At 47.1% G+C, this 21667-nt stretch carries 21 protein-coding genes; 11 read left to right on the forward strand and 10 right to left on the reverse strand.

Going from position 1 to position 21667, the window contains the following annotated elements:
• Genes sufC through ABNS04_RS04790 form a run of 6 tightly spaced genes read left to right on the forward strand, consistent with a single transcriptional unit; the run spans window position 1 to window position 4579 of the window.
• Window positions 1–762, forward strand: coding sequence for a Fe-S cluster assembly ATPase SufC (gene sufC / locus ABNS04_RS04765; protein WP_272978303.1), 762 nt, complete (start codon window positions 1–3; stop codon window positions 760–762).
• Window positions 759–2006, forward strand: coding sequence for a Fe-S cluster assembly protein SufD (gene sufD / locus ABNS04_RS04770; protein WP_272978302.1), 1248 nt, complete (start codon window positions 759–761; stop codon window positions 2004–2006). The genes sufC and sufD overlap by 4 nt, the downstream gene beginning before the upstream one ends.
• Complete coding sequence (locus tag ABNS04_RS04775) at window positions 2003–3220, forward strand: cysteine desulfurase (protein ID WP_006953978.1); 1218 nt, start codon at window positions 2003–2005, stop codon at window positions 3218–3220. The genes sufD and ABNS04_RS04775 overlap by 4 nt, the downstream gene beginning before the upstream one ends.
• Before the next feature lie 16 nt (window positions 3221–3236).
• Entirely contained in the window at window positions 3237–3596 is a 360-nt protein-coding gene (locus tag ABNS04_RS04780) for an iron-sulfur cluster assembly accessory protein (protein ID WP_006953979.1), read from the forward strand.
• A 10-nt stretch (window positions 3597–3606) separates the two neighbouring features.
• Entirely contained in the window at window positions 3607–4140 is a 534-nt protein-coding gene (sufT, locus tag ABNS04_RS04785; protein ID WP_272978301.1) for a putative Fe-S cluster assembly protein SufT, read from the forward strand.
• A 31-nt stretch (window positions 4141–4171) separates the two neighbouring features.
• Window positions 4172–4579 carry a SufE family protein gene (locus tag ABNS04_RS04790; RefSeq protein WP_006953982.1) on the forward strand — a complete coding sequence of 136 codons (408 nt, stop codon included), beginning with the start codon at window positions 4172–4174 and terminating at the stop codon, window positions 4577–4579.
• A gap of 115 nt (window positions 4580–4694) precedes the next feature.
• Here the strand turns inward: ABNS04_RS04790 and ABNS04_RS04795 are convergent, their stop codons facing one another.
• Window positions 4695–4925, reverse strand: a complete 231-nt coding sequence (locus ABNS04_RS04795; protein WP_272978300.1) for a hypothetical protein — start codon at window positions 4923–4925, stop codon at window positions 4695–4697.
• A gap of 19 nt (window positions 4926–4944) precedes the next feature.
• On the reverse strand, window positions 4945–7122 hold the full coding sequence (locus tag ABNS04_RS04800) for a prolyl oligopeptidase family serine peptidase (RefSeq protein WP_272978299.1): 2178 nt from the start codon (window positions 7120–7122) through the stop codon (window positions 4945–4947).
• Window positions 7123–7237: 115 nt separating this feature from the next.
• Here ABNS04_RS04800 and ABNS04_RS04805 point away from each other — a divergent pair, with 115 nt between their 5' ends.
• Window positions 7238–9136, forward strand: a complete 1899-nt coding sequence (locus tag ABNS04_RS04805) for an alkaline phosphatase family protein (protein WP_348671208.1) — start codon at window positions 7238–7240, stop codon at window positions 9134–9136.
• Window positions 9137–9147: 11 nt separating this feature from the next.
• Here the strand turns inward: ABNS04_RS04805 and ABNS04_RS04810 are convergent, their stop codons facing one another.
• The 7 genes from ABNS04_RS04810 to ABNS04_RS04840 all read right to left on the reverse strand — a co-directional run bounded on the left by ABNS04_RS04810 (window position 9148) and on the right by ABNS04_RS04840 (window position 14967).
• A complete protein-coding gene (locus ABNS04_RS04810) occupies window positions 9148–11376 on the reverse strand; it encodes a glycosyltransferase (protein ID WP_272978123.1) in 2229 nt (742 codons plus the stop codon).
• Window positions 11373–12422: a lysylphosphatidylglycerol synthase transmembrane domain-containing protein gene (locus ABNS04_RS04815; protein WP_272978124.1), complete on the reverse strand. Its 1050-nt coding sequence runs from the start codon at window positions 12420–12422 to the stop codon at window positions 11373–11375. Before ABNS04_RS04815 ends, ABNS04_RS04810 begins: the two co-directional genes overlap by 4 nt.
• Window positions 12422–13096, reverse strand: coding sequence for an SDR family oxidoreductase (locus ABNS04_RS04820; protein WP_272978125.1), 675 nt, complete (start codon window positions 13094–13096; stop codon window positions 12422–12424). Before ABNS04_RS04820 ends, ABNS04_RS04815 begins: the two co-directional genes overlap by 1 nt.
• Window positions 13097–13154: 58 nt before the next feature.
• Window positions 13155–13523 (reverse strand): diacylglycerol kinase, encoded by a 369-nt coding sequence (locus ABNS04_RS04825; protein ID WP_006954002.1) that lies wholly within the window; start codon window positions 13521–13523, stop codon window positions 13155–13157.
• Window positions 13524–13539: 16 nt separating this feature from the next.
• Window positions 13540–14244: a ZIP family metal transporter gene (locus ABNS04_RS04830; RefSeq protein WP_006954004.1), complete on the reverse strand. Its 705-nt coding sequence runs from the start codon at window positions 14242–14244 to the stop codon at window positions 13540–13542.
• A gap of 83 nt (window positions 14245–14327) precedes the next feature.
• Window positions 14328–14546, reverse strand: coding sequence for a helix-turn-helix transcriptional regulator (locus ABNS04_RS04835; protein ID WP_006954006.1), 219 nt, complete (start codon window positions 14544–14546; stop codon window positions 14328–14330).
• 1 nt (window position 14547) lies between these two features.
• Complete coding sequence (locus tag ABNS04_RS04840; protein ID WP_348671209.1) at window positions 14548–14967, reverse strand: hypothetical protein; 420 nt, start codon at window positions 14965–14967, stop codon at window positions 14548–14550.
• A gap of 43 nt (window positions 14968–15010) precedes the next feature.
• On the opposite strand from ABNS04_RS04840, the gene ABNS04_RS04845 reads away from it, so the two are divergent.
• From ABNS04_RS04845 to ABNS04_RS04855, 3 genes are all read left to right on the forward strand, one after another.
• Window positions 15011–15238 carry a cupin domain-containing protein gene (locus tag ABNS04_RS04845; protein ID WP_272978888.1) on the forward strand — a complete coding sequence of 76 codons (228 nt, stop codon included), beginning with the start codon at window positions 15011–15013 and terminating at the stop codon, window positions 15236–15238.
• Window positions 15239–15311: 73 nt separating this feature from the next.
• Window positions 15312–16904 carry an ABC-F family ATPase gene (locus tag ABNS04_RS04850; RefSeq protein WP_006954012.1) on the forward strand — a complete coding sequence of 531 codons (1593 nt, stop codon included), beginning with the start codon at window positions 15312–15314 and terminating at the stop codon, window positions 16902–16904.
• Window positions 16905–17042: 138 nt separating this feature from the next.
• Window positions 17043–20249 (forward strand): S41 family peptidase, encoded by a 3207-nt coding sequence (locus ABNS04_RS04855; protein ID WP_348671210.1) that lies wholly within the window; start codon window positions 17043–17045, stop codon window positions 20247–20249.
• 64 nt (window positions 20250–20313) lie between these two features.
• Here ABNS04_RS04855 and ABNS04_RS04860 read toward each other — a convergent pair whose 3' ends face one another.
• The gene (locus ABNS04_RS04860) at window positions 20314–20478 is read right to left on the reverse strand and encodes a hypothetical protein (protein ID WP_272978886.1); all 165 of its coding nucleotides are present in this window, start codon (window positions 20476–20478) and stop codon (window positions 20314–20316) included.
• Window positions 20479–21485: 1007 nt separating this feature from the next.
• Between ABNS04_RS04860 and ABNS04_RS04865 the strand changes: the two genes are divergently transcribed.
• On the forward strand, window positions 21486–21667 hold a 182-nt coding region (locus ABNS04_RS04865; RefSeq protein WP_348671211.1), incomplete at its 3' end, for a hypothetical protein.

Here is a 21667-nt window from a genome sequence, read left to right on the forward strand (position 1 = left end):
ATGCTTACGATCAAAGATCTACATGCACGCGTCGAAGAAAAAACCATTATCAAAGGGCTTAATTTAGAGATTAAACCAGGTGAAGTGCACGCAATCATGGGCCCCAACGGTGCAGGTAAAAGTACCTTAGGCTACGTATTGTCGGGTCGTGATGGCTATGAAGTGGAACAAGGTGAGGTGACCTTCAACGGGGCAAACCTGCTCGAGATGGAAGTCGAAGAACGTGCCCAAGCAGGTCTCTTCTTAGCATTTCAGTACCCTGTCGAGATTCCTGGCGTGAGCAACATGGAGTTCATGAAAGAGTCTGTTAACGCAATGCGTAAAGCGCGTGGCGAAGACGAGCTGAGTTCGGCGGAGTTTTTGAAGAAAGCGAAAGAAGCGTGCAAACAAGTCAACTTGCCGCTTGACTTCCTCAAGCGTGGTGTCAACGAAGGTTTCTCGGGCGGCGAGAAAAAGCGCAACGAAATCATGCAGTTAATCATGCTAGAGCCCAAGTTGGCGATTCTCGATGAATCAGACTCGGGACTCGACGTTGACGCATTACAAGTGGTCGCTAACGGCGTTAATAGCCAACGTGACGGCGAACGTAGCTTTATCGTTGTAACTCACTATCAGCGCCTACTTGATTTCATCGAGCCAGACTACGTGCATATCTTGGCACAGGGTAAAATCGTCAAGAGTGGTGGTCCAGAGCTTGCGAAAGAAGTTGAAGCATCCGGTTACGCTTGGTTAGGTCAAGCAGACGAGGGAGAAAAAGCATGAGTCAATGGTTAGCCCACGTAATTGAGCGTGCCGCCGCCGTTGATGATTGGTTATCACCAGTACGTGCGGAGGCACTGGCCAAGCTGAAAGAACAATCTTGGCCTGGACGTCGCACCGAAGCGTGGCGATACACGTCGCTGCACGCGGTCGAAGATTTATCGTTGCCGACCGAGAGTAATGCGCAAGCAGAAGCGCCCGCGATTAAAGGGCTCGATGCCATCGACTTAGTATTTGTTGATGGACGCTTAACCAGCGATTTGGCGGCACTCAACCTGCCCGAAGGCTTAACAATTCGTTCTTTGACGGATAAATCGGACATCGCTGAACAAGTCTTTACTCAGGTAAAACCAAGTCACCATTTATTTGGACTGGTTAATGACGTACTCGCGACACAGGGGATCGTTATCGAGGTAGCGGCTAACGCAACCATTGAGCGCCCTATCCGGGTCGTGAACTTTGCGACCGACAACGTCGAGTCGCACACGCGTGTGCTGGTAAGCTTAGGCGACAATGCTAAAGCAACGGTAATCGAGCACGGTAGCGGTACGGGTCATAGCTTGAATACCGCCTTTGCTGAGTATGATATTGCTGATAATGCACGTTTAGAACATTATCGTTTTGCACTGCATCAGGGTGAAGCGATCCATGTCGGCGGTAGTCACTTTAAGCTCGCTAATAAAAGTCGTTTAAATAGCACGTTAATCGGTTACGGTTCACAATTAACGCGTTTAGACATGGATATTATTCACGCAGGTGAGCACGCCCACGCGAAATTTAATAACGCGTACTTGTTAGCACCCAAAGAGCATTTTGATTTACACAGTACGATTGAGCACGCGATGCCTAATGGTACCACTGAAGAAAATGCGCGCGGTATCATCGGCGATAAAGCGAAAGCTGTATTTAACGGTCGTATCCACATTCATCGCGATGCGCAAAAAACATTAGCAGAGCTGAATAACCGCAACCTACTGCTATCGCGCGGAGCGCAAATTAATACCAAGCCCGAGCTAGAAATCTACGCCGATGACGTGCAATGTGCTCACGGTGCAACCGTCGCAGAAATAGATGAAGAAGCACTGTACTACTTGTTAACGCGTGGTATTGATAAGCAAAAAGCGTTGGTGATGCTCAACTTTGGTTTCGTCCAAGAGATGGTTTTCGACATGCCAAATGAAGCGTTAGCCGAATGGTTACAGCCTATTCTGAAGCAGCGCTTTGAAGACATGATGGAGCGCTCATGAGCCTGAATGTGGAGCAAATTCGTGCCCAGTTTCCGGTGCTGCAAGAACAAGCTAACGGTCAGCCGTTAGTTTATCTTGATAACGCAGCAACCACACAAAAGCCGCAAGCGGTTATCGATGCATTAGTCGAATACTATTCGACTTATAATTCGAATGTTCACCGTGGCGCGCATTTTTTATCGGATAAAGCAACACGACGTTATGAAGAGGCGCGTCAAGTCGTTGCACACTATCTTAACGCTTCACGCACCGAAGAAGTGATTTGGACTTCAGGCACCACCGAAAGTATTAATTTGATTGCTAACGGTGTTGCACAGCGCTTAGAAGCCGGCGATGAAGTTGTGGTGACCGAAATGGAACACCATGCCAACCTGGTCACCTGGCAGCAAGCTTGTAAAAAGGCAGGAGCCACACTTAAGGTTGCACCAATTAATGATGCAGGCGAGCTTGATATCACGGCATTTGAGGGCCTCGTCACTGAGCGCACAGCGTTTGTGGCGTTCCCGCATATTTCTAATGCGTTGGGCACCATTAATCCTGTTCAAGAGCTGACCCAAATCGCCAAGGCGGTAGACGCATTGGTTTTGGTGGACGGGGCTCAGGGTGTTGCTCATGGCGCCGTTGACGTGCAGGCAATAGGCTGCGATTTTTACGTATTCTCAGGTCATAAAGTATTTGGTCCAACCGGTGTTGGCGCGCTGTGGGGCCGTTACGAATTACTACAAGACTGGCCTGTGTGGTTGGTCGGTGGCGAGATGATTGCCACAGTCACCTATCAAGATGCAACCTGGGGTGAATTACCCAACCGGTTGGAAGCTGGCACACCTAATATCGCTGGTGTTATCGGTCTTGCTGCTGCTTTGCGTTGGTTACAGCAGTTCGATGCTGATGCAATTTTGGCGCATGAGCAAGATTTGCTGACCTATGCCACCGAGTGTGCGAGTACCATTGAGGGTATGCGCTTAATCGGTACCGCGAAAAATAAAATTGGCGTGATGAGTTTTGTGCTCGAAGGCACTCATCCAGCGGATGTTGGTTTTATCCTCGATAAACAAGGCGTGGCGATCCGTACCGGTGATCACTGCGCACAGCCTTTGATGAAACGGCTAGGCGTGCCAGGCACCGCGCGGGCATCGTTCTCAATATATAATACGCGAGCTGACATCGATCGCTTGTTTAGTGCAATCAAAAAAGCACAAATGATGTTAGCGTAACGACAGGAGGTAAATTATGTCTGTCGAATCTTTTGTACCTAATCAACAACTCATTAGCATGACCCCAACCGCTATTAAGCATTTTGAGGGCAAACTAGCTGATCAACCTGGCGCGATACTGCGCCTATCGACCAAAATGAGCGGTTGTACTGGTTATGCATACGTGTTGAATGCGGTTCCTGAAGCTGAGGCTGATGATGAGCTGGTGCAAGTTAATGACACACTCACCGTGGCGATTGCTAAAGATGCCGTTGATGTCCTGCGTAATACAGAAATTGATTACGTCAAAGAAGGCATCAATGGTGTGGTAAAATTTAATAACCCTAACGTGGTTAATGAGTGTGGCTGTGGTGAAAGCTTCAGCGTGCAGGAATAGGTACTGATTCATGCAACAAAAAATGGTCACCACCCAACGCGAAGTTAAGTGTCGTAAAGTACCCTCGGGCGAAGTTAAGATTATCCCTAAAGGCGAATTCGTCAACATAACCCAAGACTTAGGTGGCAACTACACCGTGACTTGGATGGGTAATATGTTGCGCATTGACGGCACAGACGCCGATGCGATTGGTCGTAAGCCGCAGACGCTTGACTTCGAGCCGCCTGTTGATGGCCAGATTAGTGAGTCCCAAGTATGGGAAGCACTCGAGACTATTTTCGATCCAGAGATCCCTATCAACTTAGTCTCTTTAGGACTGATTTATGCCGTCAACATCGATCAAGATGCGCAACGCATTGATATTGATATGACGCTAACGGCTCCCGGTTGCGGTATGGGCCCCGTACTCGTAGGTGATGTCGAGTATCGCTTGAGCTTAGTGCCCCATGTGAAGGACGTCCAAGTCAATTTGGTATTCGATCCACCGTGGTCGCGCGACATGATGTCCGAAGAAGCTCAGCTTGAAGCAGGCGTATTCTTTTAATTGTTAGCAGTCAATAAAGGTCGACGTGAAGATGAATCTACCCAGCACTGATGAAATCATTGAAGATCTCGAGTTTTTAGATGATTGGGAGCAACGCTACCAGTATATTATCGACCTCGGTAAGGGCTTGCCGGGTCTCCCCGAGGCGCTTCGTAAAGACGAATTTATTGTGCGGGGTTGTCAAAGTAATGTGTGGCTCATTGCTGAGCAAAAAGACGGCCGTTTATTGTTTCAAGTCGACAGTGACGCAGTCATCGTACAAGGCCTACTGACATTAGTATTAGCGGCATTTCACAATAAGACACCTGAGCAAATTTTAGCGTTTGATATTGATGGTTACTTCAAAGAACTGGATTTAGAAAATCACATTACGCCGACCCGTGGTAATGGGCTTAAAGCGATTGTCGCTAAAATTCAGTCAATAGCACAGAACGCTTAGTCGCGCCGACCTGTGATCATTGGGCGTATTAATTGAATGCGCCCCCACCATTGCACAAAGATAACGACTCCACCTAACGGATTGTGCCCGGCATCTCGAGGTAACTGACGTTGTTTTAACTGCGTGATGTGAGTCTTAATGCGCGAGGGCGTTGGAAAAAGTCACTGAACCTCGCCCGTTGAGGTCCTAAAAAGCCCCAGACAACGCGGAAAATAAGCCAAGCAAAGGCATAATAACCAGCAATTTGATGCGCTGTCTCACCCGGCTCGAGTAAGAAATAATTCAGTACAAAAACGAGCGCTATGCTCCAATGAAACAAACGAATACCGATGTCCCAAACTTGCATAGCGCTCTCATTACGCCTCCTATTCGTTTGGTAGCGACTGATAACCCATGTGATATAGGGTAAAGCCGAAAATATCCGAATACTGCTCAATGGTCTTCGATACAGGCGTGCCTGCACCATGTCCCGCATTTGTTTCGATACGGATCAGCTGCGGTGCATCACCACCTGCTTTATCCTGCAACTCTGCGGCAAACTTAAATGAGTGCGCAGGCACCACACGGTCATCGTGATCACCGGTAGTAATCAATGTTGCTGGATACTCCACACCTTGTTCTACGTTATGAACGGGCGAGTAGTTCAGCAAGTATTGGAACATCTCTTTGCTGTCCTCTGCTGTACCGTAGTCGTAGGCCCAGCCTGCGCCAGCAGTGAAAGTATGGTAACGCAACATATCCAAAACGCCGACGGCAGGTAAGGCAACCGCAAACAAGTCAGGACGTTGTGTCATCGTTGCCCCGACCAACAGACCGCCATTGGAACCGCCACGGATAGCAAGTTTTTCTTTTGACGTGTAATCTTCATCAATCAAGTACTCTGCCGCGGCAATAAAGTCGTCAAAGACGTTCTGCTTTTGCATCTTCGTACCGGCATCGTGCCATGCCTTACCATACTCACCACCACCGCGTAGGTTAGCAACGGCATAAACACCGCCCATTTCTAACCACGCCGCATTTGCGATGCTGAACGAAGGCGTTAAGCTGATATTAAAACCACCGTAACCATACAGAATTGTTGGATTACTACCATCGAGCTCCGTACCTTTTTTATAGGTAATGATCATCGGCACCTGAGTGCCGTCTTTTGACGTGTAGAACACCTGTTTTGACTCATAGTTACTTGAATCGAAATCCGCGCCCGACTCTTCATAAACGGTTGATTCGCCAGTATCCGGATTCAAAGCATAAATAGTTTGTGGCGTGCTGTAATTAGTAAATGAGTAGTACAACGTTTCAGCGTCGTCTTTACCGCCAAAACCACCTGCACTTCCGACACCTGGCAAGTCGATTTGTCGAATTTCTTTACCTTGGTAGTCAAACTGCTTCACTTGCGAGACCGCATCGACCATATACTCCGCGAAAATGTAGCCTGCCCCGGTGGTTGGGTTGAGGACGTGCTCAGTTTCAGGGATCAAGTCGCTCCAGTTCGCTTCTTGTGGCGCTCCAGCATCAACTACTACGACACGGCCGTTAGGCGCTTCACGGTTGGTCTCGATATAGAGTTTACCGTCTTCACTATCTAACACCGACACATCTGAGTCATAGTCGTCAACCACAGTGACCAGAGGCGCATCCTCTTTGCTCAAGTCTTTGATAAAGAGTTTATTGCCTGATGTTGAATTAGCGGCAGAGATCACCAAAAACTGATTGTCGTCTGTCACGTAGCCGCCCACATAGCGGTGCTTCTGCGCGTCCGTGCCACCGAATACCAGCTCGTCATCGCTCTGTGGCGTACCTAACTCATGGTAATACAGCTTATGTTGATCAGTTTTTGCCGAGAGCTCGCTACCTTCCGGCTTATCATAGCTTGAATAATAGAACCCTTCGTTACCTTTCCAAGAGATACCACTGAACTTCACATCAACCAGTGGGTCCTCAAGACGTTCTTTTGTTTCAGCATCAATAACAATAATTTTACGCCAGTCACTCCCGCCCTCAGAAATCGAATAAGCTGCCAGCTTTCCATCTTCACTGAACGTCAGTTGTGCTAATGACGTTGTTCCATCTTCGCTGAAGGTATTCGGATCCAAGAACACTTCTTCTTCGTCACTATCGTTCTTCTTACGATAGACCACGTATTGGTTCTGCAAACCATCGTTCTTATAGTAGTAGGTGTAGTCACCCTCTTTGAATGGTGCACTGACTTTCTCGTAATTCCACAACTCCGTCAGGCGCTTTTCAATTTTGTCGCGGAACGGGATTTTTTCTAAATGATTGAAGGTAACCTCATTTTGCGCTTCTACCCACGCTTCGGTTTCGGCACTCCGATCATCTTCTAACCAACGATACGGGTCTTTCACTTTTGTATCGAAATAAGTATCGACGGTATCCCCTTTGCGTGTTTCTGGGTACTTCACTTGCATCGACTCCGCTTGTTGCTTTTCCACTTGCTGAGTTTCGGCTGTTTGCGACGAATCGTTTTGTGCTGGAGAGCACGCAACAAGTACGCTAACAGCGACAGCACTGAGTACGTATTTCATAGATAGTTCCTTTGTTGTTATTTTGTAACTATTAAGTTAACAGACTGTCCTGAATTGCGAAACTTTGATAGAACAGTATTTCGACCGAACATGCCTAACTTGAGACAAAGCCAAAATGAAGAATGAATCGACTTTAAAAGACTTACCGCAACTGCTCTGCGGTCCCTTAGTTCGGCATGTTGAGTCTGATCATTTTTACTTGTGGCTGGTCACGAAAAGCGACCATGTTCCTCAGGTGGAATGTAGTATCGATGAGACGCCGGTCGATATCAAACAAACAGACCGAGTCATTGCTATTGGCAAACATGCTTATGTGATGTTGATAAGGGTCGAGCCTGCTCAACCGCTTGCCCACAACCAACGAATCGGTTACGACCTGGTTTGGCCTACCGAAAACGAGCGTTTATCAGAACAACACGACTTCTTGCTTTATTCAGGACAAACATGTCCGCAGTTTGTTTATAAAGAGACGATTGACCAACTGCTTCATGGTTCATGTCGCCGCCCTCATCATCCCGCTGATGATGGGTTATCACGTGCTGATAAAGAGATTGAGGCACACCTCGATCGCCCCTCGAAACGCGCGGGTATTCTTCTGCACACAGGGGATCAAGTCTACGTTGATGATGTCGCCGGCCCGATGTTGGCATCCATACACGCATTAATTGAAGTACTAAAGCTATCTGATGAGGCTTTGCCCGATGATCAACTGAATCAACTGGATGATTTAATTCAACACCCAAATGGCTATTACAGCCGCCAATCCTTGCTACCGGATACTAAAGCGAATGAAGCGCTGACTGAGAAATTTTTTGGTGGCGTGAAAAAACCGATTTTTACCTCAGCACACGCGGGTAACCACCTGATTACTGCCGCTGAAGTCTTCGCCATGTATCTGCTCTGTTGGTCACCCACGCCTTGGCGTTTAATCAAGGTGCAACAACCGTCGCAGTTAAATCAAGAACAACAAAAGCGCTTTACCGATGAACAGGCAACCGTTGATAAATTCGTTAAAACATTGCCTCAAGCAGCGCGTGCCATGGCACACAGCATCAGCTATATGATGTTTGACGATCACGATGTGACCGATGACTGGAACTTATCAGCCGCTTGGGAGCTCACGGCCTACCACCATCCTTTTTCAAAACGTATTGTCGGCAACGCGCTGTGGGGCTATTTAATTTTTCAAGGTTGGGGCAACCAGCCCGAAGTGGTAACCCCCCTTATGGATGCCACTGCACGATTACTTGAAAAGCCATTAACTGAGCAACCGGAAGAGCACGATCAACTTATTGAGCAACTGCTGGGTTGGGAGCAATGGCAGTTCACCCTAGACACGCAACCCAAAATTCTTGTGCTCGATACCCGTACCCGCCGCTGGCGAAGTGAACGTAGCATCCGCAAGCCATCGGGATTAATGGACTGGGAATCTCTAATGGAGATGCAGCACCAAATTATGGATCAAGAGGCTGTGATTTTAGTGTCCCCGGCACCGATTTTTGGCGTGAAACTAATAGAAGCAATCCAAACGGTGTTTACCGCGTTGGGTAAGCCACTCGTTGTCGATGCTGAAAACTGGATGGCGCACAACGGTGCCGCCAATACCTTACTTAATATCTTTTCCCACAAACGCACACCGCAAAAGTTCACGATTCTGTCGGGTGACGTGCACTATTCATTTGTATATGACGTGCAGTTACGACGCGAAAAAGCCGAATCATCGATCTGGCAAATTACCAGTAGTGGCGTTAAAAACGAGTTCCCGAACACCTTATTAGAGTGGCTCGACCGTATGAACCGCTGGCTATACTCCCCACGATCACCTCTCAACTGGCTAACTAAACGACGCCGTTTCGCCGTGTCTCCACGGCTGCCGACCGGCCGTGATGCCGGCGAGCGACTCTGGAACCACTCCGGTATCGGCTGGGTCAGTTTTGATCAGGACGGCGCTCCGTCGCGTATCCGACAATTAAATGCAGACGGTAACGAAACCGAGTTTCTAAAAGAACAGTAGAAACTCGTTTGTTAGTCGCGCTTATCCTTATTATTGAATCGCGCTAAAGTTTCACCGTAGACACACTCAACATGGCGAGTAAACGCCTCCACAGAGTAGTCCGCAGCGAACCTAAGTGCTTGTTTACCGAGTCGCTCACGAAGCTCATCGTCATTGATGAGCTTGACCACTTGCTCACTCCAACGGTCTTGTTTTGCAGGCGTTTTATAGCCGTTAATATCATCTTCGACGACATCTTCTATACCGCTCGAGCGCACAGCAACAACCGGCATACCCGCAGCCATCGCCTCAAGAATAACCATACCTTGAGTTTCAGACTGCGACGCAAACACAAATAAGTCACCCAACGCATACCATTCAGGCATGTCCTTGGGCGGTACGGCACCCACTAACTGAACACAGTCAGTCAGCCCATTGTCATCAATCCGCTGTTGCAGATAGTCGCGCTGATGTCCTTCACCGATTTGCAGCAGGCGCACAGACTTATTGGCACGCTTACGGATATCCACCATCGCGTCTATCATGAAGTCGATATTTTTCTCGTCAGAGAGACGCGCCACACTTACCAATATACATTCGTCGTCATTCATGGACTGTGACGCTTTTATTGACTTAATTTTATCGTGGCTGACTTTTTGAAAGCGCTGATACTCAATACCCGTTGGTTGTACGTAGATAGGTCGCGTCACACCAATCATACGCAAATACTCTTCAACCGACTGGGTGGGCACAATCACACTATCGCATTTGTTGGCAAAACGGCGCACCATAATATGCGCGATGATATTCCGAAATAGGTTACCCGGCAGCATGACATAATGAGCGTAGTGTTCTAGCCGTGTGTGGTAGGTGTAAACGACGGGTACTTTCAAACGCTTAGCCATATAAACACCAAGCGAACCTATCCAGAACGGATGATGCACGTGAATAATATCAGGCTTGAGTGCTTTCACCTTTTGTCTCACTACACGTGAAAATAAATGCGCGAACTGGAATTCACTGTTTTCACCAAATGAAAACCAATTGGGCATACGAATAACATGCGCTTCATCGGTACGCGCATTCGCGTATTTGGGTGCTACGATCGAGATCTTATGACCCAGATGCTTTAGACCGACTCTTAAGCGCTCGATAGAAATAGGTACACCGCCGATGAACGGCAAATAGTTGTTAGTGAACATCACGATGTTTAGTGGCTTACTTAACCATGGCTTCGGGTCGATATCATAATCAGGATAATAAGACTTGCCCACGAACACCATTTGATACAGCTTTACGCTCACAAGTAGCAGTGCGCTTACGATAAGAATAAAGTTGATGTAGCCTGCATAAAGCAAAGAGTAAATAAAGAACCAGAGGCTTTCGAGTATTTTGAGCACCGGATGTTGACCGACTTCAAGCTCATTCACATTCACCTCGATACCGGCATCTGTTACACGCACCATCAAGTAATGGTAGAAGCTGTTATCGTGATTAAGTACTAAGCCACCTGCACCACCCGTGATATAAAATGGCGTACCTTTGTACATGACTTTATCGTAAATCGATAAATGACTGGAAAATACCGCGTCAACTGAATGCTGCTCGACCAGTTGCAATAGCCCAGAGCGAAAACCCAATGGTTGTAAAAAGTCATCCTCCGTCGCAAACAAGGTCTCGTTTTTCGGCTGCACCGGGGGGTGAGATACAAAAATAAAGCGATGCTTTGACTCATCGGCGCGCAAAATATCCGTCAACCAACGCAACTGCCACTGCCATGGCGTTTTACCCGTACTATCCAAAAAGATAAAACGCGTGCTGTCTGCTACAAAGCTAAAAAAGTGAGGGCCAAAATGTTCGTAGTAGCGAAAACTACCAAACTCGTCGTATTCATTGTCACCAAAGGTGAGCAAATAAGGTTTATTCAAGTGTGAAAGACTGCCATAGAGCGCGCGATATTTATCCTCTCCACCACCGCTGACCGCATTACCAGCAGATACGACAAAGTCGATATCAGCTTGATTTAATTCAGGAATGATCCGCTGCTCAAAGATACCAATCGAATTGTTAATATTGCCGAGTACCGCAAACTGATAATCTGAATCCCCTTGTAAGCGACTACTGATGCTGGCGACCTGTTCACTGTGTACTACTTCAAATTCTGGTTGGCTAAAATTCAAATAAATCTTATAGCCGATAACCAGCCCCACAATGACGACATTGACGTAAAACAGTATCTTCAGCCATTGATTTTTATTCATGCGCCCTTCCTGCGACTTGCCAACATCTCATACTGCAACGTCACCATGCCAATCAGCATGCCCAAATAAATAGTGATAAAGCGCCAGCTAAAGATAATTAATAATAAATGATGACTTTGCACAAACTGTGCGAAAAACGAACCGAAAACTCCCTCAGAAACGCCTGATGCTCCGGGGGTTGGTGCAAAATACATGACAAAGGTAGTCACCACCAAAAGACCAACGGACTGCCAATAAGGAACCGTATAGTCGAGTCCCCATAATAGAATAGCGGGGAAGCTGAAAAGGCTTAATAAAAAGACAACCGTGAAAAACACAGAGCCCCACACATAGAGCGGTTTGCCCTTACAATAATCTCGAAAACTGCCAGCAAAACGGAGCATTTCACGTTTGCTCCAAAAGCCAAGTACACGGCATTTATGTGCACTAATTAAATTGACTGTCGCAAGTACTCTAAGCACGCCATTGATTGGCGCAATCAGCCAGTGGGTTTTAAACAGCACCATCGCAAAGAATGCTAAGTAAGCCGTGACCAATATAGCAAGCGAGCCGCCAATGCCTTTAGACAAAGTTGAGTCAGAAAGTGCAGGCAGTGTCAGCAATAACACCGGCGTAAATGTGAAGATAAAAATCACCGCTAACACAGTCCGAATCGTTGTGGCTGCCGTCGCACGTCCCACCGGCACGCCCTGCTTCGCCAAATACCACACTTGCGCAAAGCCTCCACCGGTCGCCATCGGAGTAACATTGGAAAAAAACATATTAATAAAAATCAGCCGAGTCATTGGCGCTGCCGGCACACGATACCCCAGTGCCCGTAAAGTAAAATAGAGGCGCAATCCGTCACTGGCGAAATAAACAATTAGTAGCGCCAGCAAACTGAGCAACACCGCAGGTTGCAATAACTGGCTATCAAATTGTAGCTCGGCACCTTGGAAAAACTGCTGAATGCTGTAAAAACCAAGAGCCGTTAATACAACAAAGAGGCCACTGAAAATCAGCAGCCTCTTCCACGCGATAGGTTGTTTCTCTGTGTTGATAGGCATTAGTAGCCAGGCATTAAGAACACTTCGCGAACACAGTTACGCGGGTGCGCATTAAGCGCATGTAAGACCGCGTCGGCGACATCTTGAGGGTCTAATTTATCCGGTTTGGGCTCATCAAAGAACGGCGTATTGACCATACCCGGTGCAATCACCGTGCAGCGTCCGCTCCATTCGCGCATCTCTTCCGCTAAGTTTTGGGCAAAACCATGCACGAACCACTTGCTTGCCCCGTAGACAGAGCCTTTAATCGATGTGCGACCGGCTGCCGAACCGGTCATAATAAAGTGACCCGTGGATTTCTTTAAGTGTGGCAAAGTAAGCTTGGCGGTATAAAGTAACGCATTGATATTAAGATCAATCATTTCGCGCCACTCGTTAGGGTCGCCATTTTCAGTGCCTGCAGCGTTTAATCCTTTGCCCGCATTAGCGAACACGGCATCCAGTTGACCAAACTGATCAACGGTTTGCTGCACCACGCGCTCCAGTTGCTGATAGTCCGTTACATCGGCCGCAATGGGTAATACGTGCTCAGCGCCCAAATCATTTGCCAATGCTTGCAGCTTATCTTCACTGCGAGCGGTTGCCACAACCTTGTAACCTTGCTTTACTGCTTCTTTCGCGGTGGCTTCGCCAATCCCCGAAGAGGCGCCTGTAATCAACAATACTTTGGCCATGGAAACTACTCCTTTCGGTTTGTTAAAGTCGTTCTTACGATAAATTCGATTAAACGGTTTAGCTCGGCGCTAAAAACAAGATACTCACCCATGTGATTAACATCAGCAGAATCGAAATGAAAACCGCTGCCGAGGCAATATCCTTTGCTTTACCACTCAGCTCATGAAAGTCAGGGCCAATACGATCAACGACCGCTTCAATAGCAGAGTTCAATAATTCAGTGATCAACACAATCCCGTAAGTGATGATCAATAGCAGTTTGGCAATCAAACCTGTCTGAACAAATAGCAATGTGGGGACAATAATAATAAGCAACGCACATTCTTGTCTAAATGCAGCTTCACTTCGGAGTGCGGCGACTAAACCACGGAAAGAATAACGGTTCGCATTAATGATTCTGCGTAAACCTTTTTGACTTGGCTTCACTTAACGTTTCCTTGTTTTAACCGAGTAGTTGATTACCTAATAAACCAATAATAAATCCAAATACAGCGCCTAGCGGCGGCGTCCAATAACGTGGCATGGTCGATTGCGGCGCGATATCTTGAAAGATAAGATAGAGAATACCACCTGAAGCAGTCGCCATGATAACAGCTGTCGCCTCGGTATAATCAGCAAGAACCCAGTGCCCAGTGAGTGCCGCCAGAGGGCCGATAAACGCCACCAGAAAAAAGCCCACTAAACGCTTTTTCTCAGACAACTTAGAACCTTGGAGTTCCCTAAAGGCATTAAAACCTTCAGGTAGATTTTGCAAACCGATAAATAGCGCCAGTAACATGCCAAACTCGGGCTTGATTGCAAACATCGCACCCAAACTCAAAGCTTCTGGAATAAAGTCCAACAACATTGCCAGTAGTTGGGAGGCTTGGCTTGCCTGCTTTGCTAGCCATTGGTCAACTAAACAGAACAGGACACCGCCAGCCATAAATGCCAACGCGACAGCCCAGACGGGCAAGTTATTGTTGGCCTCCGGTAACAATGCAAACATAACCGCGGAAAGGAGGATCCCTCCACCGATGGCGACAACGCCATGCACTAATTTCTGTTTATTCGCAGATTCGGCCGACCCCTCCCACTTGGCTAACAAAGCGCCTAAGAACGCCGTAAAACCGGCTAGCCAAGTTAAGGCAATCATGTTCAAAATCATACAGTGCTCCCTTGCACAATGATTCAAGCCATCTTAAAACAAGCGGCCTATGTTAAAAAGCTCGATGCGTGATTAAAAACGCATTAGGAAGTCGCACTCTCGTCAAACCAGAATACATCTTCAAGGCGTTGCCCAAAAACGCGCGCTATCAGAAATGCAGTTTCAAGTGAGGGTGAATAACGTCGTTGTTCAATTGCCGCAATGGTCTGACGCGTTAAATTAACCTTGTCCCCGAGTTCGGCCTGGGTCATTCCACCGTGTTGTTCGCGCAAAGCACGCACACAGTTATCAATGGGCAACATATTAATAACCCCGTCGATAGCCGATAATTTCTACAACGTACTCCGCAGCTTGCGCCACCACTAAACTCAGCAATGCCATCAAAAACAGAAGATCCCCGTCTTGATGCACCAAGTACGTCATTAAACTAGAAACAATGAGCACACCCAACAAGATACCAGAATAGGCATCCGCACGTTGTTGAATGGTTTTCTCGCGTTCATCTGCGGGGCGATTCGCCGACTTACGATCAATAAACGCTAACGCGATCTGACCGACAATACTCAGCACAATGAGCCCCACCGTCAAACGTGTAAAGACCGAAACAGCTGGCGGCCACTGGCTTGTTGAATTAAAGCCCTGCACAACCTCAAAAGTAAGACCGCCACCGACCAATAACGTAATGATTAACATCAGCCATGCTGATTTTTCACGAAATGCCATAACCCACCCACCATGTTAAAAATAGTTAACATCAGCAGATTAGATTCATAGCGCCCTCGTGTCAAATATTTTTAACATCGCAACAAAAGAGAAATTTAAGCCTCATAGGCACCTCGGTGGCGAAGAAATATTTGTATTGTCCGGCGAATTTTGTGATGAACACGGTCGTTATCCCAAAGGAGCCTGGCTCCGTAATCCACATATGAGCGTTCACCACCCGTTCGTGGATGAAGAAACCGTTATCTGGGTCAAAACAGGACATTTAGGATAAATGCAATCTTCCTTTGTCATTTGCGCCCAAAACGCGTAGATTACGCGCCTATTTTTTATTCAGGTGCGTAAACGTGATTTCTGCTTCAAACATCACCATGCAATTTGGTGCAAAACCTCTATTCGAAAACATATCAGTGAAATTTGGCGAAGGTAACCGCTACGGTCTGATCGGCGCCAACGGCTGCGGTAAATCGACGTTTATGCGCATCCTCAGCGGCGACCAAGAGCCCTCGTCTGGCAATGTATCCACTGATCCAAACATGCGCGTCGGTAAATTGAGGCAGGATCAGTTCGCTTATGAGCAATTCAGTGTCGTTGATACCGTTATCATGGGTCACGAGGAACTGTGGCAAGTAAAATCAGAACGCGATCGTATTTATAGCTTACCTGAAATGAGCGAAGAAGACGGCATGCGTGTTGCTGACCTTGAAGTCGCATTTGCCGAAATGGACGGTTACACAGCAGAGTCACGCGCAGGCGAACTATTACTCGGTGTCGGTATTCCGCTCGAAGCGCACTTTGGCTTGATGAGCGAACTTGCACCGGGTCTTAAATTGCGGGTTTTGCTCGCACAGGTCTTGTTTTCAGAACCTGATATTATGTTACTGGACGAACCGACCAACAACTTGGATATCAATACGATTCGTTGGCTAGAAACGGTACTCAATGAACGCCAAGCGACGATGATCATTATTTCGCACGATCGGCACTTCCTAAACAGCGTGTGCACCCACATGGCTGACATCGATTACGGCGAGTTACGCGTGTATCCAGGTAACTACGACCAGTACATGTTCGCCGCAACACAGGCACGCGAACAACTGCTGAATGAGAATGCGCGTAAAAAGGATAAAATCGCCGAACTGCAACAGTTTGTCAGCCGATTCTCTGCTAACGCATCAAAAGCCAAACAAGCGACCTCGCGGGCAAAACAGATTGAGAAGATTCAATTAGCCGAAGTCAAAGCATCGAGCCGAGTGAGCCCATACATTCGTTTCGAGCAAGAAAAGAAACTTTATCGCTTAGCACTCGAGATCGAGGGACTCAATAAGTCCTTTGGTGACTTACACGTATTAAAAGATTTGAATGCCATGGTCGAAGTCGGCGAAAAGGTCGCCATACTCGGCGCTAACGGTATCGGCAAAACCACGCTGCTGAAGTGTTTGGTCGATCAATACGCAGCTGACGATGGCATCATTAAGTGGTCTGAAAACGTTAATATAGGTTACTATGCACAAGACCATGCCGACTGGTTCAAACAGGAAATGACCGTATTTGATTGGATGAGCCAGTGGAAGCAACCACACCATGATGAGCAGGCAATTCGCGGTGTATTGGGTCGCATGTTGTTCTCTCAGGACGATATCAAAAAGCCAGTGTCGATTTTATCGGGTGGTGAAAAAGGACGCATGATCTTCGGCAAGCTCATTATGCAGCGTCCCAACGTATTAGTGATGGATGAGCCGACCAACCACTTGGATATGGAATCAATTGAAGCACTGAACCTAGCACTCGAAAACTACGATGGAACAGTGCTCTTCGTCAGTCATGACCGCGAGTTTGTATCGTCACTGGCATCTCGTATTATTGAATTAACCGACAAAGGCATGCGTGACTTCTCGGGAAGTTACGACGACTATTTGAAACAACTTCAATCCGCTTAAGTTAATTAATTAAAAAATGGTACGTCGCGCAAAATGCGCGACCTACCGAGTAATGAGCTGAACCTCCGTACCCGACCTCATATTTTTGCTACCATCAACAAAATTTTAATAATTCTAACTAAAATAGGTAGTTAAACTATGAAACGACTGGTAACCAGCCTGCTTGTTTCTGCGGCCTTTGGCGCCTCTGCGTCAAACGGAGCTCCAGAACGACCGCTAATCATGCAACCCGAAATCAGCCCCGATGGCACCCAAATCGCCTTCAGTTATCAAGGTGATATCTGGACCATGTCAACGTCGGGAACAAACCCCAACCGTTTAACCATCCACGAGGGCTATGAGAGCTCACCAAAGTGGTCAAAAGACGGTAAAACCATCGCATTTAGTAGTGACCGATTTGGTAATGACGATGTGTTTGTGATGCCTAGCCAAGGCGGTCGTCCCGATCGTTTGACCTATCATAGTGCGCCTGATCGTGTGCTTGGGTTTGGTCACGACAACCAAGTGCTATTTAATACGCGTCGTTTATACGCTGAAGTTGAGCGTGAGTGGGAAGTTTACGGCGTTGCGCCGAGTGGTGATGCAACCGAAGCACGGTTTATGGATGCGCTCGGTTTTGACGCGGTGGTATCGCCTGACGGCAAAAAAATTGCTTTTGTTCGAGGCACATGCCGTATTTCACGCGAAGATTATCGCGGCCCGGCAAACCGCAATATCTGGATTTACGATACCGAAACGGGTGAATACGAACAATTGACCGACTTTGATGGCAACGACTTTATGCCACAATGGTCTAGTAACAACGAGCTGTATTTTATTTCATCGCGCGCGGGCAAATACAACGTGTTTAGGCAGAAGTTGGGTTCAAACCGCGCCGAGCAAATTACTGATGAGCGCGAGTTTGGCGTCGAGCACTTCAGCATCGATAAGCAGGCCAATCACCTCGTTTATCAAGCCGCCGATAAAGTACAGTTAATAGCCGGTAGCAAGCGCCAATCACTCGACCTATCGATTCCTACAGACTTTCGTTTTGACCCGGTCACCAACAAGTCAACCACCAACGCTTTGGATGAGTACAGTGTCTCACCCAACGGTAAGTTGATTTCTTATGTTGTGCGCGGCGACGTATTTGTAAAGCGCAACGATAAAGAAGATAAGCGCTCGGTCAGACTCACCACGGGTGCCGCACGCGACAGAGATGTTGCTTGGTTAGACGACAACACCGTGTTGTTTGTTTCTGACCGCGATGGTCAAAATGATATTTTTGCAGTGACATCAGCGGATTCTGAAGAGCCAAACCTATTTAGGTCGTTAAAGCATTCAGTTAAACCGGTAACGCGCACAGATGCCGAAGAACATGAGCCTTTGGTCTCGCCAGATGGTAAAAAAGTGGCTTACCGTGAAGGTCGTGGAAAACTCATTGTCGCGGATGTAGCCGATGATCAGTCACTGACCAACCCCGTTGTGCTATTAGACGGCTGGGCAACACCGAGCGGTGTCAGCTGGTCGCCAGACAGCCAGTGGTTAGCCTACGCTAAATCTGACTTATCATTTAACAGCGAAATCTTTATTCATGCGGCGGATAACTCTCAAGAACCCGTTAACGTCAGCATGCATCCAAAAGGCGATTACAGCCCAGTCTGGTCTCCGGATGGCAGCAAGTTAGGCTTTAGTTCCATGCGGAACAATGGCGATTACGACATTTGGTTTGCATGGCTAAAAGAAAGCGATTGGCAACGCTCGCAAGAGGAGTGGAAACGCGACGAGTTTGTTGAGGAAACTGCGGATACCAAAGAATCTGAAGACGATTCGGACGCTGCGGAAGACGCCGTTGAGCCTATGCAGATTGATTTGGACGGCATCTATAAACGGCTTGTTCAAGTAACACGTTTTGCAGGTAACGAATCTGGTTTAGCGTTCGACAAAGAAGGCGAGCACGTTTATTACACCATCGGTGGTGCCGGTCGCCAGAACTTCGAGATGGACCAAGACCTGTTCAAAATTAAGTGGAATGGCGAAGACAAAGAGCACATCATTAAAGGTGACCAAAGCCCTCGCAGCTTATCGCTAAGTACCGATGGCAAAAGCCTTTTTGCACTTGTCGAGCGCGGCACTTTAGTCAAGGTAGATACCAAAAAGGACGAACCAGAAACCTTATCGACGGTATCTCAACAAACCATCGAGCATATGGCCGAACGGGCGCAGATCTTTGATGAGGCGTGGCAAGCGCTGAACGCAGGTTTCTATGATCCTGAATTTCACGGTAACGACTGGAAAGCGCTGAAAGAAAAATATCGTCCACTGGCGTTAAAAGCATCAACGAAAGAAGACTTTCAGTACATCTTTAACTTGATGCTTGGCCAAGTGAACGCAAGTCACATGGGCTTGTATCGTGGTGAAAACCCGAAAGACACCCAAGAAACCCGCACCGGTTTGCTCGGTGTCGAAGTGGTGCCCACTGCCGATGGCTTAAAAGTGACCTCTGTCTTGGATAAAAGCCCTGCCGCCCGTGATGAGAGCCGCCTACAAGTGGGCGATGTCATCACACAGGTCAACCAACAGTCGGTTAAAAGTGCAAACTTTTATCAGCTGCTGAACGGCTATGCTAACCAACGCGTATTGCTCGATATTAAGCGAGCCGACCAGCCAACCGAAGTGGTACTTTGGCCAACCACAAGTTTAAGTGACGAGAAGTACGACAACTGGGTCGAAACACGTCGCAAGCTGACCGAAGAATATTCCAACGGTCGCCTAGGCTACTTGCATATTCGCGGTATGAACTGGACCAGCTTCGAACGTTTTGAGCGTGAACTAATGGCCGCCGGCTACGGCAAAGACGGTATCGTCATTGACGTACGCTACAACGGTGGTGGCTGGACAACCGACTACCTCATGGCGGTATTAAACGTAGAGCAACACGCTTACACGATCCCGCGCGGTGCGACTGACAATCTGGACAAAGACCAGAAGAAATTCAGAGATAAATACCCCTACTCTGAACGTTTACCTTTGTCAGCATGGACTAAACCATCGATTGCCATGAGCAACGAAAACAGCTACTCAAACGCTGAAATTTTTGCTCATGCGTATAAGTCATTAGATATTGGTAAACTCGTTGGTCGCCCGACCTTTGGCGCAGTTATCAGTACCGGCGCTGAGCGCTTGGTCGATGGCTCAATTATCAGAATGCCATTTAGAGGCTGGTGGGTAAAAGAATCTGACGCCAACATGGACTTTACCCCAGCACAACCTGATATTGAGGTCTTTAATCCACCGGCATATAAAGCCAAGAACGTGGATCCGCAATTAGAACGTGCCGTTGAAGAGTTGTTGAAGACGCTTTAAGCCGATTTAAGGGTGGTTTAATAAAAGGCGGGCTCTGTTAAGGGCTCGCTTTTTTTGTGGGGTATCAGAAACTTCTAAAGAACTGAAACGCCTGCGGACATTCAACGATATTCGGCGGTTGCAATTCAGGCTCCGGTGGCGTTTGATAGAACAACTTCTGCTGTGCCATCAGCCAGTCAGTTACATCCCAACGCAATGTACAATAAAGCCAGCGTCGAAACAGACTCACATCGTTTAAAGATCCAATCGTCGGCCCGCTTTTATACAGATATATGTATAAACTTGCTTTATTCACAATTCTGCATAAAAAACTGACATGAAAAAGTCTCTGTCGATATGCTTATCAAACTGTGTGCGGTACTCGAATTGGAGTTTAAGATCGTCAACCTGCCCAAGAATGAAGTGTCCACGCCGACTAATTCACTTGCGAAAAAATCATTGAGGTTCTAATGGGACGAAAATCGCATACCCGAACGCTTTATTGCTCTATGAACGGGTTTCCGGTAGGTGAGTTGTACTTAAAAAAAGGCCGTATGAGCTTTAAGTACGCCACAGAGTGGTTAGAAGTAGATGGAGGTCGTGCTATATCCCTAAGCCTACCGATGCAAAAAGCGGAGATAACGGACGACTCTGTGACGGTAATAATTTTTTGAGCGTTGCCGCTTTGCGCTCTTCAGAATAACATGGCATACATGAACCTATGCCGCCCACTGCTTATTAACTAATGGCGAAATTGCCAACTGAACAACTAGACTGACATAGTGGGTTTTCCTAAGTTAATAAATAATGTCTCATTGGTTGAGGGTTTTATTTAATGATTTCAAGTAAAATATTTATTAGTTTATTTTTTAATTTTTTAGCCGTAGCCTTTATTAGTAGCTGTTCAACATCAACTATCTACTTAAATGATTATAATTTAAAAGAGCATAATACTGAAAAAGTAAGAACTTCTCTCGAGAGGGAGGGGTATAAGGTAAAAGTTATATCTGTTCGGCCACCTAATACTTTTAACATATCAACAGTTGTTAGTGGTTCGAAAGCGATTATTAAAGACTCTTTTGATCAGTTTATGCCTATTTTGATTTAGGGTACGACGATATTGAGGTAGCATATATAGAAACTGGCAATCACTGGTATCGAGACGGAAACATTGGACTTTATCTTGTCGACAAAGGATATAGGCGTAAGCCCAGGGACAAGATTGCTGGCAAGTATATAGCTGAAAGCTGCGCGTCAATGAAGTCTCTTACTCTCTACAGCGACTCCAAGTTCTCTATTGAATATACAAATAGTGGGCAATTGACTGGAGTGTGGAAAATTAATGAGATGCCATATGTAAATCTCAGTAAAAATAGTACCGGGCCGGTGTTTTTCAACCGAGTTGTCCAAAAAACCTGTTTTAAGCAACCGCAGTATTA

It is taken from the genome of uncultured Idiomarina sp. (genome assembly GCF_964010655.1).
GTDB lineage: Bacteria > Pseudomonadota > Gammaproteobacteria > Enterobacterales > Alteromonadaceae > Idiomarina > Idiomarina baltica.

Excerpts from the sequence above, each read along its gene's own strand:
- sufC (WP_272978303.1), top strand. The coding sequence starts at position 1 with ATGCTTACGATCAAAGATCTACATGCACGCGTCGAAGAAAAAACCATT.
- sufD (WP_272978302.1), top strand. The coding sequence starts at position 759 with ATGAGTCAATGGTTAGCCCACGTAATTGAGCGTGCCGCCGCCGTTGAT.
- ABNS04_RS04775 (WP_006953978.1), top strand. The coding sequence starts at position 2,003 with ATGAGCCTGAATGTGGAGCAAATTCGTGCCCAGTTTCCGGTGCTGCAA.
- ABNS04_RS04780 (WP_006953979.1), top strand. The coding sequence starts at position 3,237 with ATGTCTGTCGAATCTTTTGTACCTAATCAACAACTCATTAGCATGACC.
- sufT (WP_272978301.1), top strand. The coding sequence starts at position 3,607 with ATGCAACAAAAAATGGTCACCACCCAACGCGAAGTTAAGTGTCGTAAA.
- ABNS04_RS04790 (WP_006953982.1), top strand. The coding sequence starts at position 4,172 with ATGAATCTACCCAGCACTGATGAAATCATTGAAGATCTCGAGTTTTTA.
- ABNS04_RS04795 (WP_272978300.1), bottom strand. The coding sequence starts at position 4,925 with ATGCAAGTTTGGGACATCGGTATTCGTTTGTTTCATTGGAGCATAGCG.
- ABNS04_RS04800 (WP_272978299.1), bottom strand. The coding sequence starts at position 7,122 with ATGAAATACGTACTCAGTGCTGTCGCTGTTAGCGTACTTGTTGCGTGC.
- ABNS04_RS04805 (WP_348671208.1), top strand. The coding sequence starts at position 7,238 with ATGAAGAATGAATCGACTTTAAAAGACTTACCGCAACTGCTCTGCGGT.
- ABNS04_RS04810 (WP_272978123.1), bottom strand. The coding sequence starts at position 11,376 with ATGAATAAAAATCAATGGCTGAAGATACTGTTTTACGTCAATGTCGTC.
- ABNS04_RS04815 (WP_272978124.1), bottom strand. The coding sequence starts at position 12,422 with ATGCCTATCAACACAGAGAAACAACCTATCGCGTGGAAGAGGCTGCTG.
- ABNS04_RS04820 (WP_272978125.1), bottom strand. The coding sequence starts at position 13,096 with ATGGCCAAAGTATTGTTGATTACAGGCGCCTCTTCGGGGATTGGCGAA.
- ABNS04_RS04830 (WP_006954004.1), bottom strand. The coding sequence starts at position 14,244 with ATGATTTTGAACATGATTGCCTTAACTTGGCTAGCCGGTTTTACGGCG.
- ABNS04_RS04835 (WP_006954006.1), bottom strand. The coding sequence starts at position 14,546 with ATGTTGCCCATTGATAACTGTGTGCGTGCTTTGCGCGAACAACACGGT.
- ABNS04_RS04840 (WP_348671209.1), bottom strand. The coding sequence starts at position 14,967 with ATGGCATTTCGTGAAAAATCAGCATGGCTGATGTTAATCATTACGTTA.
- ABNS04_RS04855 (WP_348671210.1), top strand. The coding sequence starts at position 17,043 with ATGAAACGACTGGTAACCAGCCTGCTTGTTTCTGCGGCCTTTGGCGCC.